Below are 15739 nucleotides of genomic sequence, written 5' to 3'. Positions count from 1 at the left end.
TTGCACCTGCAGCACATGGCCGCTGCTGGCTTCGGCGTGATACTCGCGCCCGAGCACATGCCGCGCCTTCCGACGCTTAAGACCATTCCGCTCGAAGGCGATCCAGTTTCGCGGGAGGTGCGGCTCCTGGCTGTCCAGGGGCGTCGCTACTCCCCGGCGCTGGACGCTTTCGTCAAGGTCGCGCGGCTTCGCGACTGGTCGGTCGAAGTCCCCGACCGGGGCGTGCCGCACGCAACGCTCCCGGAGGTGGCGAGGGCGCCCACATGACCACGACACGCGCGCCGGCGGCCAACCGTTTCCAGCCAATCGATCCTCAGCCTGATGACCACCCACCGATGCTAAACCAGACCGACAAGACACTCGCCCGGGTTCGCACAGAGCTGCTGACCACGTTCAGCGCCGCGGACTGGGAGGCATACAACCACCTCGTAGCCAGGCTCCGCGATACAGACGTGGCATCCCACGCGTTGAAGGTCGGAGACGACGCGCCGGACTTCCTCCTGCCGGACGCCGACGGCCGTCTCCACTCCTCCGAACAGCTGCGCCGCAACGGACCCCTCGTCCTGAGCTTCTTCCGAGGCGGCTGGTGTCCGTTCTGCACGGCTGAGCTCTGCGCCCTCCAGGCCGCGAAGGATGAGTTCGAGAGCATCGGCGCGACCCTCGCAGTCGTGACACCCGAGACGAGAGACTTCCCGCGGCAGCTCAAGCGGCGCCTGGGCTTGGACCTGAAGGTGCTCTCGGACGTCGACTATGGCGTTGCCATGTCGTACGGCGTGCTGTTCCGGGTGCCCGACGAGATCAAGGCGCACTATTCCGGGCTAGGGTTCGACTTCGGCGCGCGGCATGGGTCACCGGTGTGGATGTTGCCCATTCCCGCGACCTACGTGATCGACGCAGAAGGTCGGATCCGCAGCGCGTTCGTCGAGCCCGACTTCACGATACGGAAGGAGCCGGCGCAAATCCTGGCCTCGCTGCGCCAGGCCGCTTCCACGTTCAAGTGACGGAGGCCGAAGGTGGAAAACGACATCCGGGACAATGCGGCAATGACGCGGTTTGGAATGTCCCTCGGCGACGGCGCGCTCGCAGTCGCCTACTACAAGATCGAAGACGGTCGCGTCGTTCTGCTCCACACGGAGGTGCCACAAAAGCTATCCGGCCTAGGGTACGGATCGAGGCTGGCGCATGGCGTTTTCGAAGCGTTGCGACGCGACGGGGAAAGAGTGATCGCGAAGTGTCCCTTCATGTCCTCCTACGCCGCCCGGCACCCGGAGTACGCCGCATTCCTCGACGGCTGATCGCCGACAGACGGGACGCCGGCGCGCACGGCGCTTTTGGACGGCGATACCTCACGCCTATCGAATGCATGTCCAAAGGGAATTTCTAATTTCGTCGGCTTCGTCCGATCTTTGGGTCTGCTAGGCCGGCCGAGCACACGCGGTCGGCTCCGCAGCGATTGAAAAAGTGATTGAAGCCGTCGCGCTAAGTCACCGTGCCGTGCGCGAGCAGCAAAGGAGACCCCCATGAAATTATCGAGGACTGTCGGCGTGGCTGTCGCCGTCTCGCCGGTCGCCGGCACTGTGGCAGCGCTCGCGCAGATCAGCGGAACGACTCCCGCCGGCCCGACCGCGAACGTGGCGGACGCCGCCGGGCACCTGCGCGTGCCGACGGACTACCGAACCCTCTACCAAGCGCTCGGGAGCTGGGCGATTGCCGCCGACAGCGGCCAGGGCTCGAAAGAAATCCACGCCGTCTACGGATCCCCGGGGGCGATCGACGCCTACCGGAAGACGGGGCACTTCCCGGACGGCGCCGTGCTGGTGAAGGAAGTCTTCGCGACCTCGACGAACGACATGACCACCGGCACGATAAGCCACGCCGACAAGCTCAAGGGCTGGTTCGTCATGGTGAGAGACAGCAAGGGAACGCACCCCGGCAACCCGTTGTGGGGTGACGGGTGGGGATGGTCGTGGTTCGACGCTGACAAGCCGTTCAAAACCACCTCAACGGACTACCATTCCGATTGCCAGGGGTGCCACGTGCCGGCCCAGGCCACGGACTGGATTTATGTGAATGGATATCCCGCCCTGCGTAACTAGGCGACAGTATGCCTCGACGCTCTCCTCTTGCCGCGGTTTCGCGGAGGTCATGCCCGCGAGCTGGTGCGGCAAGCCGGAAGATTGAAGAGCCTATTGTGGCCATTCGTTTCGGTGATCGACCTTTCGGGTCCGACCGACGTTCAGAGTACAAACGAGCGCATGGAGTTCGACGTGTCCCTGTCGGTCTATGACATCACGGTCCCTATCATGGTGCACGGACTGAACGTGATGGACGACTATCTCGACCACGCCCAAGCGCTCGAGCGGACCAGGGGATTCGAGCCTGGAAGGATCCTTGGCGAGCGGCTCGCGTCCGACATGCTGACTTTCGGAGAACAGTTTTCCGTAAGCTGCAATAAGGTCGACGCCCACATGGCGAAGCTGATGCAGCGTGACGCGCCAGCACCCCACAACACCCTCATGATGTATTCGGCATTGAAGGGGCGGCTCCTCGAGACGCGCGGCTTCCTGCAAAACGTGCAGCCGGACGAGATTGCCGGCGCGCGCTCCCACACATACGAGCTGACGCCGCCTATCGTGCGCGGGTGGTTCGGCGGCGACGACTACATCCGGCACCTGGTGCTGCCCGACTTCTTCTTCCACATCTCGATTGCGCACGCGATCCTTCGGCACCTCGGAGCGAAGATCGGGAAGCGCGACTATCTCGGCAACCTCAGTCAGCAGAGCGGCGGTGACTACTCATGAGAGGCGGGCGGGGCGCGCGGCACGGCCGGGGCTTTCAAAACAGGAAAGCAAGTCGAGGGGACGCCGATAGTGAGCGAGTTGCGAGAGGTCATTGGCGCGCTGCAAGGCGACGCGGACTTCAAGGCTGAGATGAGAATTGCGCGAGTTTTCCACGAGACGGTTGGGCGGGACAACGACATGCATATGATAGACGTACTCGCAAGCGGGGTTGCTCACGACTTTAATAATAGATTGCAGACCATGGCCAGCGCCCTTAGCTTGATGCGCGTGCATGTTGCCGCAGGCCGTGCGTCTGACCTCGGTTCTCTCATAGAAGTTGCAGAACGGTCATTAGTTAGCGCCGGCAAGCTCGCGCATCGTCTTATGACGGTTGCGCGTAAACCGGTTCATCAATCGGACAACCTATTTCAACTTAACGATGCTCTTCTTTCAATGAGTGACCTGCTGCGCTGCGTCCTCGGAGAAGGAATCGTGCTGCGCTTGGCTTTATCGGATTCAGAAACTCGGATCCGATGTGATTCTCACCTGCTCGAATGCGCGATCATAAACCTTGTGATGAACAGTCGAGACGCGATGCCCCTGGGAGGTATCATTACAATCGAGACCAGCAAGTCTCACTCGCCCAAAGGCGACGATGGCCAAGAGTATGTTTCCCTATGCGTCACTGATTCTGGATGCGGCATTACCTCCGACATCCTGGAAAAGATATTCGAACCATTCTTTACGATGAAGCCACAAGGCGTTGGAACTGGGCTCGGACTTCCAATGATACACCATTTTGTTGATCAGGCGCGCGGCCACATTGAAGTTCACAGCATGCCGCAACAGGGCACATGCATAAAGCTCTACTTACCGACTGCCGCCGAAAGCTGAGAGTATGCGCAAAGTCGGCGGCCGAAAGGCCGCGTCAGAGATTGCATTCTGATGGGCGGCGTCGAATGTTTAACGGCATCTCAGCGCCGCTGGGCAATGCTCTGCATCTTGCTTGGACTTGGCCTAAGTTCCCTCGGAAGCGCGATCGTGAATATCGCCTTACCCAATATCTCGCGTTCATTCGCTAGTAGTGACGCGGCGACCGTTTGGGTCGTGAATGCCTATCAGCTTTCGGCAACAGTCTGCTTGTTGCCCGTCGCAAGTCTGGTCGAGTCACTCGGTCTGAAGCGCGTTTATGCCGCGGGTCTAGCTATTTTTGTTCTCGCGTCGTTAGGTTGCGCTTTCGCTCCAACATTGCCGATGCTGGTGAGTGCGCGCTTGATTCAGGGTGTCGGAGCGGCCGGGGTTGCTGTGGCCGGCATTGCATTTATACGCGTGATCTATCCGTACCGCATGGTCAGTACGGGCCTCGCGTTGGTCGCATTAGCGGTGGCGATACCTGGAGCATTGGGGCCTACCATCGCGGCGACAATACTTGCCGTGGCAAGATGGCCCTGGTTGTTTCTGGTGAATGTGCCATTCGGCCTTGCGGTACCGCTGTTTATTGCCGCTGCACCATCAGACGTTCGGGTTCCTCGTCCCCTCGATTTGATCGGGGCCGCTCTCAATGCGTTGGCGTTCGGGCTTTTCGTCGTCGGTGTCGGTACGTTGGGTATTGGCGATAGGCGCATTGCGATGGGAGAGATCGTCGCAGGTCTTTTCTGTTTCAGCCTCTTCGTTCGACAACAGCTCCAGCACTCTATGCCAATGCTGCCATTCGATCTTTTCCGTATACCTCTGTTTGCACTATCGGCGTGGACATCTGTCTGCTCCTATGCTGCACAAATCCTGGCTTACGTCTCCTTGCCGTTTCTGCTTGAGGCGGGGATGCATCTTTCGGCCGTGGAAACAGGCTTTCTCTTGACGCCCTGGCCGTTGATGACGGCCATCACGGCTCCAATCGCCGGCCGCTTGACAATCCGCTACCCCGCCTCGGTGATTTGCAGCATTGGTTTGGCGTTGTTGGCGGCCGGTTTACTTCTGATGGTCTTCTTGCCGACAACTCCGGCGAAGTGGGATGTCGTTTGGCGCCTCGCCCTTTGCGGTATCGGCTTTGGCCTTTTCCAGACCCCGAACAACACCGCGATGATGACGGCTGGACCCATAGGGCGTAGCGGGGCCGCGAGTGGGATGAATGCCGCGGCTCGCTACGTCGGATGGTCACTTGGTTCCGCCTTGGTCTCACTGATCTTCGGCTTGGGCGGAGATCATGGCGCGGTCTTTTGTCTGGTCGCCGGAACGGCCTTCGCTCTGATGGGAGCCGCTACCAGCAGCGCTCGTCGGTTCAGATAGCGTCAAAATGCCGGACGCCAGCACCTCGTCGAAGGTTGTGTGGCAATGTGTGCGCTGTCCGGGGCATAGGTTTTGGGTACACACAGCGGCCGAGATCACCAACGCCCGCCGCGTGGCGAATGTTTGCCTCCGCTAGAATGGGACTGAATAGGCCTGTCCCTAGCCCCGTTGCAGCAACAGGGCTGTCAGCTCGTTTGGCATGTCGAGCATCACATCATGCCCGCACGCAAACTCCTCTCGCCACCAGCGGCGTTCTCCTGCGAGCTCGTAAAAGCCGTCGAAATAAGGGCTGTCATAGCTCCGCGCCCGGATGTATCCGATGTTCGGAATCGTGTCACAAGCGCCGCTGATCTGCGCCGATGCTTCAAAAGTGGACAATGGCTGCACCGTGCACTGTCGGTCAACCCAATCGGCGTCTGCCGCGTTCACTGCCAAGAACGATGCCGGAGGCGGCGGGACCTTCCAACCATCGCCGTTCGCCGCGGCGAGTTCTCGGAATCTCTTCCCCTTGTCGGGTACGTAGTCGAAAAGAGTTTTGCCGTTGTTTGGCACAAAGGCATCGAGGTAGATCAACGAGCGAATCCGGTCTGACATCCGGTCGGCGACGTGGCGCACGACAAATCCAGCATAGGAATGTCCGACCAGGACGATGTCGCGCAGTTCTTCCCAAACCATGAGGTTGGTGACATCCGCGATGTGGGTGCCGAGGTTGACCTCAGGGCTCAAGAGGTGCGACCGTTCTCCAAGACCGGTCAGCGTCGGCGTGAACACCCGGTGGCCTTTTGAGGCCAGGAGGCGGCGCACGCGAGTCCAGCACCAACTGCCGTGGAACGCGCCGTGGATCAGAACGTAATCTGTCATTCTTAAGCTTCTCCCGAGCCGCCCGCTATCGCCACGGCCGGCGTCGGGGTTGTTGCAGCTATAAAGGCGCCGCAGATCGAGGTCGCAGCGGCTACGACGAGACCGACCTTGTAACCGGACTCGAAAGACGCGACACCGGCGGCCAGGGCCGCGCCGACAAGTTGCGCAATCCGGCTCGCCGCATTGTTGACGCCGGAGGCGAGCCCTTCGTCCGTCTGGTCAACACTCGACATGACGGACGCGGTAAGCGGCGCCACGAGCACAGCGAAGGACAGGCCAAGCAGCGCCATCGGTACGATCACACCGAGCATCAAGGATTCTTTCTGACCAAGCGCCATCCAGAGGTAGGCCAGTGCGGCACCTGCTGGTCCCGCGATGAGCATGGTCCGCGCGCCAATCTTGTCCGCCAAGCCACCGAAGACATTCGACAAGAGCCCTACGCCGAGCGTGAAGGGCAGAAATGCCAGCCCGGCATCGGTCGACGACAGGGTGCGCCGATCGACGAGCTCAAAAGGTAGCAGGAAGAACATGATCGAAATCCCCGTATAGACCATCAACGTCGCGACGTTCAGTCCGAGGAAAGCGCGGTTCTCTACCAGACGGGGCGGCGTCATCGGGTGTGCGCTTCCGCGCTCCCAGATCGCGTAGACGGCGATCCCGACAATGCCGAGCCCGGCGACGATCGTGAGTGCCGTGGTCGTCCGGGCGGAAGCGCCTGCGGCCGCCCAAGCTTCACTGCGTCCGATTTGGCTAAGCGCCCAGGCAAGCGCGCCGAGCGCCGAAGCGAGGATCGCGGCACCGATCACGTCGAACGGGCGCTGGATGCGGCCATCTTTGGGCGCGAAGACCAGCAGTACTCCCACTGCTACGAGCGCGAGCGGCGGGTTGATCCAGAACACGGATGGCCAGCCAAAGGTCTCGGTCAGCCAGCCGCCCAGGACAGGACCTCCGGCGGTGGTGAGAGCCGATGCCGCGGCCCATATGCCGATCGCCCGGTTCCGCTCCGCGCGCCGGTAGGTGGCGCCGATCAGGGCGAGGCTGGCGGGGGTAACAATCGCCGCGGCCGCTCCCTGCGCGCCGCGGGCAGCGATCAGCCAGGCCGGCGAAGGCGCCAGCGCGCAAGCCGCGGATGCCAGACCAAACAGGACGCAACCGGACGCGAGCATGCGCGCCTTGCCATAAACGTCCGCGAGCGCGCCGCCGATCAATGTCAGCGAGGCGAGCGCCAGCATATACCCGTTGAGAATCCATTGAACGGAGGCGAGGTCCGCTCCGAGGTCAGCGCGCAATCTCGGTAACGCAACGGGCAGCGCTGTCGCATCGATGAATGCCATCGAGGACGCGATCACACAGGCCGTGAGCACCATGCGCCGGCCCCAAGGTGCCGTTTCCTGCCCGGGCTCTCGCGGGCAGGGTTCTGCATCGATAACGCCGCGGCCGCACTGCTCTATAAACGGCTGCGCCTCGTGGTGACAAGCTCGCCAACTCTGGTTTGCAGGAGTGGTCATTCGCGGTCTCGTATTGCGTTGTAGGTGCTTCTGACAGCGTGGCGGTCGCCACCCGGCGAGGGAAATCGCCTCTCGCCATAGAATCGATAGACGATAGTTATTGCCTCGCCGCGCGGCGTGAGGCCGCCGCGGTCTGCGCAACTTGCCTTGATTTATGAATGGCAGAGAGGACCGTCGCAGCAGCATTCTCGGCTGCTATGGAAACTATACATGCCGGCTATTGGAAAATTTCGTCCCGCGCTGCGATCAATGGTTAGCACTGTCGCAGATTTCATCGAGTAACGCGCGGGACAATCTCGGACGGAGATTACTCAATTGCGTGGGAGAAAAAGTATGGTCGGGGAGAAAAAAGGTAGGCGCCTTACCCTACTGATCGCCGGAGCGGTTTCCAGCGCAGTTGGCAGGACAGCTGTATTCGCGCAATCCGAATCCAATAACATCGGCGCACCGACGAGGAAGCGCTGTCTCCCCGAATATACCGCATCCGGCGACTTGATACTGCCGGAGAATTTCAATGAGTGGGTGTTCGTCGGCTCACCTGTCACTCCGAACGCGCTCAACGGCGGGAAGGCCAATTTTCCTGAATTTCACAACGTTTATATCAAACCGGGTTCATACGAGATCTACAAGAAGACAGGTGAGTTTCCGGAGGGAACGATCTTCTTCAAGGAGCTACAGCTGACGCTCCCAGCCGAGAACCCGGATGGCTCCCGCACCGAGGCCTCCCGGCGAGGCTTCTTCCCCGGAAAGCTAAACGGCGCGGACGTTTCCGTCAGGATAGCAAGCGCTACGACGACACTGGAGGCTGGGGTTACTATAACATCGATCACCACGAGCCGAAGGCTCCGACAGCCTAGCTGCGGCCGAAGTCCGAATGCGCGTTCTGCCACATGGCTAGCGCTAAGAAAGACGACGTCTGGACCCAATTCTATCCGTTGCTGGACAAATGAAATCGTCAACGAACGCTACCGGTTCGCCAACACAGGGTGCCGCTGGCATGAGATGTCGAACGGGCTCTCATCGCTGGAACATATCCAGCAAAGAGACAAGTAACCGAGGAGACAATTCATATGAAGGCGATCATCGTAACGGACCGGGCCGCGGGAACGGCGGGAATGAAGCTGGGGGAGCAGTCCGAGCCGCAGGCAGCGATCAACGACGTCGTTGTTCAGGTTCATGCGTCGGGATTCACCTGGGATGAGCTGACGTGGCCTTCGACCTGGACCGATCGCTTCGGCCGTGACCGGGCGCCGGTGATTCCCGGGCAAGAGCTGGCCGGAGTGGTCACCGCCCTTGGCTATGGCACGAGGGGACTGTCGGTCGGGCAGCGGGTGTTCGGAGTCACGGACTCGTATCGCGGCGGCACGCTGGCCGAGTATGTGGCCGTCGAGGCACGCAACCTCGCGCCGCTGCCGGGCGATGTCGAGTTCGCGGTGGGCGCGAGCGTGGCTATGCCGGGCCTGACCGCGTGGCAGGGACTGTTCGTGCACGGCCGCCTTCAGGCAGGGCAGAGCATCCTCGTGCACGGCGCGGCCGGCGCGGTCGGTTCGATGGTCACCCAGCTCGCACGTGAGGCCGGCGCCTACGTGATCGGCACCGGACGCGCCGCCCACCGTCAGACCGCGCTCGACTTCGGCGCGCAGGAGTTCGTCGCTCTCGAGAACGACGCCCTAGAAGACGTCGGCACAGTAGATCTGGTTTTCGATATGTTCGGCGGCGACATCGCGAAGCGGTCCGCAGGCCTGATTGGAGCCGGAGGAACGCTGGTGACCATCGCCGGCCCGACCGAGGCACGGCCTGCCGACGGCCTGACGATCGACTTTGTTCTCGTGTCCGATCGCGCCCAACTGGGTGAGATCGTCCAGCGGGTGCGGGACGGACGACTGCGGACGAACATCGGCAACATCGCGACCCTCGATGATGCTGTCGCCGCTTTCAATCCGAGCAAGCGGACGAGCGGGAAAACGATCATCCGCGTTCGTCCGTGAGGACTCGGGGACGGCGAGCGGTTCTGCGCTCCTCGTGGATCATCGTCGCCTTTTGGATCGTAGCGTAGCAACACAAGGAGACTGGTTGGATGCAAAATTACGTCTTGGGGCATTCGAGCCGGGAACGGCACCGCGGAAAGTGTCTCGACAGGTGGAGGCGGTCGGCCGGGCCGCCTTCGTCACGGGCGCGTCGTCCGGATCGACCGCAGCGCTGTCGCGATCACTACGGCCCGCGAGCGCGCGCGCCGCTGGTCACGCCAATATCGAATTCGAAATGACCGGCTCCGGAAACTGCGATCTGGCTATCGGTCGCTATGTCTTGGTCCACCAGAGCGACCCTGTCGCACTGATCCGCAGCGGCCACTCACGTCCAGCGAGGCGGCGCAGTTGCCTTCCACGAGGTATTCCTCCTCGGAACATGGTGGTCCTTTCCCCTGGTCCCGCTATGGGAGGATACCTCCGATCTCATCAATACGACGTTTCGCTCAGTCGTTACGTGCCCTGATGCCGGAGCGCGGATGGTGGAGCATTTCTACAATGCGGGGGGGAGTTGCCTCGCCTGTTTTCGGAGACTCCGGTGGACGGCGGCCCCGACTCGTCTCTTACGCATGGGCCGCGGAAACTCTTCCGTTCGCTGTTGCCAAGAGCCGAGGAAATCGGCCTTGTGGCACGCGGCGAGATCGATATCGACAGGCTTGAGGACCACCTGCGCCAAGCGGTGACGGCGGTCCATGCTCAGATCGGCTTTGCCCATCAACATTGCGGCTGGGCGCGAGTCCTATGACACTTTTTGAGAAGAGTACACGGGGAGGACCGACGAAGTTCATATGTCCTCCCCCAACGGAGGCGAATCGTCCTCGGTGCCTGACAAGGGGTGGCCCGGTAGAGCCTCTAAGCAAGGGGCGCGTGTCATGTGCGATGATAGCGTGGCTTACGTAGCCGTGAGCCGGAGATCCGGTCGGTTTCGCTGAGGTAAGGGGGGATTGAAGTTCATCCTCAATCTTGAAGGGATTCCCAGACAAGTTCTCAGCTGAAAACAACTTCGTCAGCCGATCCATGATAGGTGATAAACCCGTTCAGTGCTGTATCGGCAATCAGCCCCGTCGCGGCCTTTCCCGCCGACAAGAAAGCCCGTGCGGTCGGTATCTGATCCGCCATCGCGGTTGTCGCCAGTGGCGTCGCGCCCGCGATCGCCGGCGCGATCCTCGATGACAAGTCCTGGCGGATGATCTTTCTGATGCTCCCGCCTGCTATCGCCAGCGCGCTGGCCGTCGGCGCCCTTAGGATACCCAACGACAGCCCGACTAGGTCGTGGACTCAATTGAGCGAAGCTAAATATTTTTCAGTCTCGCGATGAGATCACGCGAGACTGCTTGAAACAAGATGAAACAGGTAAGTGCCTGACGGTACAGGCTAACTTCCGTTTCGTGCCTCGTTTCTGCCGTCTCTCTTGGTCTCACTGCGAAGCACAGTATTTCGCACTTTTGTTAGCAGAGCTAACAGCAACCCGAGAGACGACATCCATGAGAACGAAGCTCACCGACGCGGCCATCCGGTCGTTCGCGCCGCGCGAGGCCCCTTACCCGGTCGGCGATTCCACCTGTCCCGGCCTCTGCATCAGGATCACGCCGAAGGGGGTAAAGACCTTCGCCTTCGCGTACCGCAACAAAACCACCCGCAAGGTCGAGTGGCTGACCCTCGGCCGCTACCCGGACCTGTCCCTGACGCGGGCGCGCGAACAGGCCAACGACGCGCGCAAGGTCGTCGCCAATGGCGGTTCGCCCCAGGCGGCCAAGGTCGAGCGCCTCGACGCTGAAAAAAAAACTAAGACCTATGCCGAGGTCGTCGCGCTCTATCACGACGCCAAGCTGGTCCTGCTCCGTTCCGGGAAAAAGACGCTCAATACGCTCAATCGCATCGGGCGCGTCTACGACTGGAACGACCGCCCGCTGTCCTCGATCACCGACGACGATGCCGCCGAAATGCTCCAGGACATCGCCGACGAGCGCGGCAAGAAAGCAGCGGCAAACCAGACCCGATTTATCCTTGGCGCGATGTTCAAGTGGGCGAAACAGCCCGGCCGCAAGTTCACGGCTATCAACCCTTTTGCGGACCTTCCCGCGCCCGGTGGGGCCTCCGTTCCGCGCGACCGCTTCCTGAGTACCGTCGAAATCAAACAGGTCTGGCGGGCTCTGGAGGAGCCGGAACGGTTCAAGGTGTCGCGCGATGCCGCAACCGCGCTGCGGCTGATCCTCGTGACGGCGGCACGGCCGGGGATGGTAGCGGGCATGGTTGGCAGCGAGCTTCGCGACCTCAGTGGGCCGAGCGAGCACGGTCCCCACTGGTCACTGCCCGCAGAGCGCATGAAGGCCGGTAGCCCGTTCATCACGCCGCTCACCGGCCTGGCGCTCGAACTGCTACGGCCGCACCTCAAGAGCGATGCGGATGTGCGGCTGTTCAAGCTAGCCGGGCGGCAGCAGTTGTACGAAGCGGCCCAGCGCATCGTCGAAGGCCTCGGGATGCAGCCGTGGCGGCCGCACGATCTTCGCCGATCCGCCGCGACGATCCTCGACAAGTCGGGCTACTCGCTCGAACAGATCGGCGCGATCCTCGCGCATACCCGCAAGGGCGTGACGGCGGTCTATGCTCGCTGGGACAAGTTCGACCTGCGGCGCGAGATGGCGACGGTCATCGAACGGTCATTGCGCGAAACGTTGACCGAGACGCCCCAAGTTGCACAACTCAACCGGGACCTGCTCGCGGCGTGAGATATAAAAGCGACGCCAGCGCCGGTCTGCACCCGGTCAGCACATCGCTGGCCGGGTTTTTCTCATTCCGGCCAGCGCGAGAGGGGCCGCGTCAATCGGTCAGGTTGAGCGTCTTATCGGCGCAGACGTTGATGCCGGACGCATCCATCGACTCGCCGTCGTTGAACATCCCGCGCAAATCGAAGCGGCAATCACTGGCCTGCGGCAGTTTAGCCGACGCTTGCTTGCCGGATTTCACCGGGCCGACCACTTTCTTCCAGTCTGAAGAGCCGGACTGGGCCGCCTCCAGTTGGACTAGATCCGCTTTGCGCGAGTTCGTCACCGTCACTGTGACGGTGACTGCCGGCTTCGCCTTGTGCTTGGGCGTCGGCGCGGCCTGCGCGGTAAGGCCGAACAGAGTCGCTCCCGCGAGCGCCGCAGCAAGTGTCCGAGTGATCATCAGGTTCACTCCTAGCTCAGGTTCACCCCCTAGCATCACCACGACGCGCGACCCTTACGCCCACTGCGTTAAGCATCTGTTAAAACGAATTGGGTCCGGCCCGACGATTTCGCGGCCTGCTTGCGGCATCGGGTTGGTGTCGGGAGCGGATTTTGTGCTGATCGATCAACGCACCGCGTGCGAAAGCCGCTGATGCGCGCTTGCCTCGCCCGGTGTCGGTAGCGGCCACCTCGAAATAACGCACCGGCGAGGCTGGCTGCGAGGCGGGCGAATTCGACAGTTGTCGGATTTGAACGGCGATGTGCCGCTCGGTTTCTTTGATCCATGTCAACGGGCGGTTCGGTTGGCTGCCTTTCCTTTTTCCAAAAGGAATAAGCCAATGAAACGCCTGATCCTCACCGCTGCCATTATCCTTGCCACATCAACACCAGCGTTCACCCAGAACACCGAGCAGGAGAACAGTGCGGCGATAGCTGCCGTCATCTACATGATTGCGCAGAAGCGCTGCAATCTGACCACGGGGGAAGATGGCAAGCTTCGCGGAATGACCATCTCCGTGATCGAGGGCAACGGCTTCACTTGGGAGCAAGTTGTCTACGGTGAGAAGCCGATGATCGGTGACTTCCTGAAAGACAATCCGGTCTATGAGAAGGCTACCAAAAATGATCCTGCTGCCGTCAGGACCATCTGCAATGAGGCGCGCGCCATGCTTGCCAAAAAGAAATAGACCTAGCTGAACGTACCGTGACTGGCCGTTTCCCGGCAGACGAGGCGGTCACCGGCACCGGCCTCGGCACGATGACTTCGCGGGCTGATTGTTCGCACGCTCGGCTTCGATCCGGCCGCATTCGCGGGCCGGATCATCTGGATGCCAGCGCGAAGACGCCGCACCGCCGCATGCGCTGCAGCAGCGCGATCAGCATTCCCGACCCTGACACTGGAGAACGGCGCAGATGCGAGCGAGGAGGATGACAGCCCCCAACGATGGCACCATCCGCATCGATCACCGGGTCCTACAGACCACGGAGGACCCGCGGGGACCGCGCGACCGCGCTTATTGAGGATATCCGGTGCGAGAAAATCCGTGGTTGCAGTTACAGGGGAAGCGGCCCGTCCTACTCAATGCCGCTATGCCGCGATAGCGACCAAATTCGGCAGCGCAGCAAAACGACGCGATGTGGCAATAGATTGCGGACTCGATGTGTTGCTTTCGGTACAATGTACAAATGGGTTCTAAGATACCGGCAGCGGGTCCCGCATCCGCTAACACGATTAAACGTCTAACACGCATCGCACCAGGCGTGCAGGCGCTTTCGCGCTATCAATTTGCCGAAGACTTCCGGTACGACCTCGTTGCAGGTATTTCGGTTGCGGCGGTCGCGTTGCCTGTGTCGATAGCGTACGCCCAACTCGCCGGGTTCAACCCTATCGTGGGCCTTTATTCGAGCGTCTTGCCGCTAGTCGCTTACGCAATATTTGGTACGTCGCGCCAACTGATCGTGAACCCCGATGCAGCGGTCTGCGCGATGATCGCGTCCGCAATCGGACCGCTCGCTGCTGGCGATGCTGAAATCTACCTCTCGCTCTCGATCGCGCTGACGTTTCTCACCGGCCTGTTGTGCATTGGCGCGAGCTTCTTTCGCCTCGGGGCATTGGCAGATTTTCTATCCAAGCCAATCCTTGTAGGCTTCCTAAACGGCATCGCGATCAGCATTTTTCTCGGGCAAGTCGGTAAACTGCTTGGATTTTCAATCGAGTCGCATGGCATCGTTCCTCGGCTACTCGAAGTCTTCTCTAAGCTTCCGCAAACCCATTTGCCGACGCTCGCGGTAGGAGCCAGCAGCTTTGTCGTACTCTTCATCTCACTACGGTTCTTGCCGCGCATACCGGCGGCGCTGGTTGTGCTGATCGTTGCGGGCGCCGCGGCTGCCATATTGAAAGTTGACGCACAGGGCGTCGCAATTCTGGGCACAGTTCCTGCCGGGCTGCCACCATTGCGCTGGCCGACGTTTCCACTCGAACACTTGCCGTCACTGGTAGCCGACGCGGCCGGGTTAGCCCTCGTACTCTTTACCAGCGGCACATTGACGGCCCGCAGCTTTGCCTCGAAGGGTCACTACGAAATCGACGTCGATCGCGAACTAGCGGCCTATGGTGCAGCCAACATCGCTTCGGCCCTGTCGCAAGGCTTTGCCGTCACCGGAGCCGACTCGCGCACTGCAATGGGCGCCGCTGCGGGAGGCCGTGCGCAAGTGACTGGGCTAGTCGCCGCGGCCGCGATAGCGATCGTGCTTTTGTTTTTGACCGGGCCGCTGCAATACGTGCCGATCGCGGCCCTCGGAGCGGTACTGGTGTTTGCGGCTTTCTCGCTCTTTGACGTGAAAGCGCTTACAGAAATCTGGAAGATCGACCGTCTCGAATTCGGACTGGCGATGATCACTACGCTCTGCGTCGTGGCGGTGGGGGCGATCAACGGCATTCTCATCGCAGTGGCGTTCGCGCTGGCGCGCTTCGTAAAGCAAACCGCGCGCCCGCGCGCCGAGGTGCTGGGCAAGGTAGTTGGCTTACCCGGTTTTCATTCGATCGAGCGGCATCGGTCTGCGAGGACATTCCCCGGCCTCACGCTCTTTCGCTTCAATGCGCCTCTGACGTTCTTCAACGCCGACTATTTCAAGCAGCGAGCACTGGCTGCGGCCGATGCAGCAAGCCCCGGCCTGCAGTGGTTTGTCATCGACGCAATTCCAATTAGCGACGTCGATATCAACGGCCTGTATGCTTTCCGCGACCTGCGCAAGGCGCTGGAGGCGCGCGGCGCCACCCTCATCATTGCGGGCCGCAAGACTGAGTTTCTTATGTGGCTACGGGAGATCGACCTCTACCGAGCGGAACACGAGCAACGCATCTTTCCGACTTTGCGTCAGGCGATGAAGGCATACAGCAAGGCGCATCCGGCCGAATTGCCGCCGGACGAGGAATAACTTGGCAGCCGTTCCCTTTGACCGCGACTTTAAAAGAGTTCTTTCACGAACCGCCGGCCCTTCAACCTTGCCGGGTCATTCGCGACCGAGCCGAGCCAGCAACGAGTCCGGTCATGTCCGCAGTACCGCCG

Annotated in this window: 15 protein-coding genes; 12 read left to right on the top strand and 3 right to left on the bottom strand. The window is 61.2% G+C overall.

Features of this window, described 5'->3' with window-relative positions; genetic code table 11:
- The 7 genes from AC5ZGW_RS30290 to AC5ZGW_RS30260 form a co-directional block, all read left to right on the top strand.
- Nucleotides 1-267 (top strand): LysR substrate-binding domain-containing protein (locus AC5ZGW_RS30290; protein ID WP_496114003.1); only part of this gene is annotated, 267 nt, incomplete at its 5' end.
- Nucleotides 264-1001, top strand: a complete 738-nt coding sequence (locus AC5ZGW_RS30285) for a peroxiredoxin-like family protein (protein ID WP_130227777.1) — start codon at nucleotides 264-266, stop codon at nucleotides 999-1001. The genes AC5ZGW_RS30290 and AC5ZGW_RS30285, both read left to right, overlap by 4 nt.
- Before the next feature lie 12 nt (nucleotides 1002-1013).
- Nucleotides 1014-1295, top strand: coding sequence for a GNAT family N-acetyltransferase (locus AC5ZGW_RS30280; RefSeq protein ID WP_245474870.1), 282 nt, complete (start codon nucleotides 1014-1016; stop codon nucleotides 1293-1295).
- Nucleotides 1296-1520: 225 nt separating this feature from the next.
- Complete coding sequence (locus tag AC5ZGW_RS30275) at nucleotides 1521-2096, top strand: cytochrome P460 family protein (protein ID WP_130227776.1); 576 nt, start codon at nucleotides 1521-1523, stop codon at nucleotides 2094-2096.
- A gap of 93 nt (nucleotides 2097-2189) precedes the next feature.
- Nucleotides 2190-2801 (top strand): DUF1993 domain-containing protein, encoded by a 612-nt coding sequence (locus AC5ZGW_RS30270; RefSeq protein WP_130227775.1) that lies wholly within the window; start codon nucleotides 2190-2192, stop codon nucleotides 2799-2801.
- A gap of 69 nt (nucleotides 2802-2870) precedes the next feature.
- A complete protein-coding gene (locus AC5ZGW_RS30265; RefSeq protein ID WP_130227774.1) occupies nucleotides 2871-3674 on the top strand; it encodes a sensor histidine kinase in 804 nt (267 codons plus the stop codon).
- Between the two features lie 51 nt (nucleotides 3675-3725).
- On the top strand, nucleotides 3726-5066 hold the full coding sequence (locus tag AC5ZGW_RS30260; RefSeq protein ID WP_130227773.1) for an MFS transporter: 1341 nt from the start codon (nucleotides 3726-3728) through the stop codon (nucleotides 5064-5066).
- A 159-nt stretch (nucleotides 5067-5225) separates the two neighbouring features.
- Here the strand turns inward: AC5ZGW_RS30260 and AC5ZGW_RS30255 are convergent, their stop codons facing one another.
- Together AC5ZGW_RS30255 and AC5ZGW_RS30250 are read right to left on the bottom strand one after the other, a co-directional pair.
- Entirely contained in the window at nucleotides 5226-5927 is a 702-nt protein-coding gene (locus AC5ZGW_RS30255) for an alpha/beta fold hydrolase (RefSeq protein ID WP_130227772.1), read from the bottom strand.
- A gap of 2 nt (nucleotides 5928-5929) precedes the next feature.
- Nucleotides 5930-7435: an MFS transporter gene (locus tag AC5ZGW_RS30250; protein WP_245474868.1), complete on the bottom strand. Its 1506-nt coding sequence runs from the start codon at nucleotides 7433-7435 to the stop codon at nucleotides 5930-5932.
- A 333-nt stretch (nucleotides 7436-7768) separates the two neighbouring features.
- Here AC5ZGW_RS30250 and AC5ZGW_RS30245 point away from each other — a divergent pair, with 333 nt between their 5' ends.
- From AC5ZGW_RS30245 to AC5ZGW_RS30235, 3 genes are all read left to right on the top strand, one after another.
- Nucleotides 7769-8488, top strand: coding sequence for a cytochrome P460 family protein (locus AC5ZGW_RS30245; protein ID WP_245474867.1), 720 nt, complete (start codon nucleotides 7769-7771; stop codon nucleotides 8486-8488).
- Between the two features lie 17 nt (nucleotides 8489-8505).
- Nucleotides 8506-9423: an NADP-dependent oxidoreductase gene (locus AC5ZGW_RS30240; protein ID WP_130227771.1), complete on the top strand. Its 918-nt coding sequence runs from the start codon at nucleotides 8506-8508 to the stop codon at nucleotides 9421-9423.
- Nucleotides 9424-10946: 1523 nt separating this feature from the next.
- On the top strand, nucleotides 10947-12191 hold the full coding sequence (locus AC5ZGW_RS30235; protein ID WP_130227769.1) for a tyrosine-type recombinase/integrase: 1245 nt from the start codon (nucleotides 10947-10949) through the stop codon (nucleotides 12189-12191).
- Nucleotides 12192-12282: 91 nt separating this feature from the next.
- On the opposite strand, the gene AC5ZGW_RS30230 is transcribed toward AC5ZGW_RS30235, so the two are convergent.
- Nucleotides 12283-12639, bottom strand: a complete 357-nt coding sequence (locus AC5ZGW_RS30230) for a hypothetical protein (RefSeq protein WP_130227768.1) — start codon at nucleotides 12637-12639, stop codon at nucleotides 12283-12285.
- Between the two features lie 370 nt (nucleotides 12640-13009).
- Between AC5ZGW_RS30230 and AC5ZGW_RS30225 the strand changes: the two genes are divergently transcribed.
- Together AC5ZGW_RS30225 and AC5ZGW_RS30220 are read left to right on the top strand one after the other, a co-directional pair.
- A complete protein-coding gene (locus tag AC5ZGW_RS30225; RefSeq protein ID WP_130227767.1) occupies nucleotides 13010-13357 on the top strand; it encodes a hypothetical protein in 348 nt (115 codons plus the stop codon).
- A 574-nt stretch (nucleotides 13358-13931) separates the two neighbouring features.
- Nucleotides 13932-15608 (top strand): SulP family inorganic anion transporter, encoded by a 1677-nt coding sequence (locus tag AC5ZGW_RS30220; RefSeq protein WP_245474866.1) that lies wholly within the window; start codon nucleotides 13932-13934, stop codon nucleotides 15606-15608.
- The last annotated feature ends 131 nt before the right edge of the window (nucleotides 15609-15739 follow it).

This window comes from Bradyrhizobium sp. Crot121 (assembly GCF_059512385.1).
The sequence above is the reverse complement of the archived record's forward strand: the minus strand, read 5'-3'. Positions and strand labels throughout refer to the sequence as shown.